Annotated in this window: 2 protein-coding genes; both read right to left on the bottom strand. The window is 64.8% G+C overall.

The genetic code is table 11. The features are described from left to right. Nucleotides 1-244: 244 nt before the first annotated feature. Nucleotides 245-1,645 (bottom strand): MFS transporter, encoded by a 1,401-nt coding sequence (locus M2320_RS23095; RefSeq protein WP_264599312.1) that lies wholly within the window; start codon nt 1,643-1,645, stop codon nt 245-247. A 114-nt stretch (nt 1,646-1,759) separates the two neighbouring features. After that, complete coding sequence (locus M2320_RS23090; RefSeq protein ID WP_264599311.1) at nt 1,760-2,572, bottom strand: IclR family transcriptional regulator; 813 nt, start codon at nt 2,570-2,572, stop codon at nt 1,760-1,762. Nucleotides 2,573-2,822: the final 250 nt, after the last annotated feature.

Here is a 2,822-nt window from a genome sequence, read left to right as displayed (position 1 = left end):
CCGTCCGGGTCGGCCTTGCTGGCGGGCATTTTTCGGAATACGAAAAATTATTCGGACGTGATTTTTGGGTACTCCTCCCAAATAAGTCCGTCAATCAAAAACTGCGAAAAAATGCGCGACCCAGAACATCCCATTGTAATTATTTGTATTTTTAGAAAACACGCGCAAAAAACGCGCGAAAATCCAGGGATTTCCGCGCGTGCGTGGCGAAGGGGCGCGGCGACATTCCGCCGCGCGGCATGCGTCAGGGCGACAGGTCTTCGAGGGCGCGGCCGGTGGTTTCAGGCGCCCAGCGCCACACAATGATCCCCGCCGCGATGGCGACGCCCGAGAAGATCAGAAACACCGGCGCCACCGACCCGCCGGAGAGCACGAGGCCGATGACCCACGGCCCCGAGGCCGAACCGAGTCGCAGACAGGCGCTGCCGAGCCCCGCGCCGAGGGAGCGCAATCGGGTCGGATAAAGCTCCGCCGAATAGAGATACAGCGAATAGGTGACGGTCTGGATCGCGGCATAGGCGATGGTGGCGAGGCCGAACACCTCCCAAGCCGAACGCGCGCCGAGCAGGCCAAGCGTCAGCAGCGGCGCGGTGGCTGTGAAGAAGGCGCCGACATACCAGCGGCGCCGACCGACCGTGTCGATCTTGAGCGCGCAAACCAGCGCCGCGCAGGCGGCTATGCCGGTCATGGCGAAGCCGAAGGCGATGGCGCGGTCGACCGGCACATCGAATCTTGTTCGATAGAGGGTCGGCAGCCAGGTCACCAGGCCGTTGTTGACGAGATAGGCGCAAAACCAGAGCGCCCACAGCAGCGCGGTGCGCGGGCCGTAGAATTTGCCAAAAATCTCGCGCCAGCCCTTGGACGCCTTTGCCGGTGACAGAGTGATCCCCGAGAGGTCAGGCTGTTCGAGGGGCAAGCCCTTGGCGCGCGCATGGGCTTCGAAACGCGAGATGGTCTTGTCGGCTTCCGCGAATCGGCCCTTGCTGATCAGCCAGCGCGGGCTTTCGAACAGGAAGAACATGATCGGCGCGATCAGAATCACCGGCGCGACGCCGACGATGAACATCGCCTTCCACCCCACGGTCGGAACCAGCGCATAGCCGATCATGCCCGCGAAAACCAGGCCGATCAGGAACAGCAGTTCATAAAGCAGGAAGAAGCGGCCGCGCCTGCGGGCGCCGCTCATCTCGTTGACATAGGCGCTGGCCACCGGCACTTCCCCGCCGGTGCCGATCCCCTGGCAGAAGCGGAACAGCATCAGGGACTGCGCGTCCCAGGCGAAAACGCAGGCGAAGGCCATCAAGCCGAAAATGCAGGTGGTCACGATCAGAACAGGCAGGCGGCCGACGCGCTCGGCCAGCCAACCGAAGAAAATGGCGCCGACGAGCTGGCCGAAATAGCCGGCCGAAATGATCGCGGCGGTGGTCGTCGGGGTCAGACTCCAGGTCTTCGCGAGCACGGGCATGGCATAGGCGATCGACAGCGTTTCATAACCGTCGAAGAAGGTCGCCATGCCGACCACGCCGCGCGCCCAGAGCACGGGCCGCGTGATCGGCAGGCGTTCGAGACGCGCGATCAGCGCGGCGCCATCCTGCGCGCCATCTGTCCTGGCTGCGGCAAGCGGCGGGTTTTCGACTCTGACCATGCTCACATCATCCTCCCTTTTGGGTTTTCCCACATTCTCTTTTTCGTTCGGTCTTCCGCGGTCTTCCGATGCTTTTTCTCCCGCGGGCCCGTGTTCGCTTCCGTTGAAACCGCGCTAATCGCGTCCCGCCCCGTCAAGCGCCGCGGCGATGTCGCGAGCGGCCTGTCGCGCCTGCGCCAGCAGCTCGGGGTCGAGCTGGTCGGCGTCTTCCCTGACGATGGGCGTGGTGATGCTGATGGCTCCGATGGGCGCGCCGTTCGCGTCGAGGACGGGCAGCGCCAGAACGCGTATGCCGTCGGCGAGGGTCGAGGCGCTGAAAACATATCCCTGCGCCCGGATGCGCGGCAGCGCGGCGAACATGGCGCGCGGCGAACTCTTGTCGCGATAGCTGTGAACGGCGTTTTCGCTTAACGCGACATAGCGCTCGAGCGCCTCGGGGGACAGGAAGGCGAGTATGCTCTGGCCGATCACGCTGACATGCGCCGGCATGGTCGTGCCGATATGGATGTCCACGCCGAAGCGGACGAGGCCCGCGCGAATGCGTTCGATGAACAGAAGATCGGCGCCGGCGAGCACCGCGAAATTCGCGACCTCGCCCGCGTGATGCACCAATCGCCGCAAGGCGGGACGCGCGATGGCGCGCAGCTGGCGCCGCCCGATGGCGCGAAAGCCAAGCTCGACGGCCTTGTGCGTCAGCGAAAACTGCTTTGTCGCCTCGTCGCGACGCAAATAGCCAAGTTCGACCAGCGTGTTCAAAAGCCGGAACGCCGTGCCGACATCCAGTCCGGCGTGGCCGGCGATTCCACTGATCGTGAGATCCGTGTGATCTTCGGAAAAGACTTCGAGAACGCGAAAACCCTTGGCGAGCGAAAGCACCGCGCTCTTGGCGCCATTGACGCCGGCTTTCGTGGAAACCTTGGCGGTCATGGTCCGTCTCCCATTGAGGTCACGGCGAGAGACTCGCGGCGGCGTCTTTTGGACGCCGCCGCTTGTTTGCCAACGCAGCGGGGGAGGCGCGGCGCTGGCGGCTTGGGTGTGGGGCTCAGGCGGCGAGGGCGAAGCCCTGGGGCTTGCCGAGGCCGGCGGCGCGCATGGCGTCGGCGATTTCCTTGTCGGCGCCTTCGGCCAGCGGCAGCAGCGGGGTGCGCACCGTGGCGTGGTCGAGGATGCCGCGCGC

This window comes from Rhodoblastus acidophilus, from assembly GCF_025961575.1.
In the GTDB taxonomy this organism is placed as follows: domain Bacteria; phylum Pseudomonadota; class Alphaproteobacteria; order Rhizobiales; family Beijerinckiaceae; genus Rhodoblastus; species Rhodoblastus acidophilus_C.
Note: the sequence above shows the minus strand (reverse complement) of the source record. Positions and strands in the feature narration are given on the sequence as shown.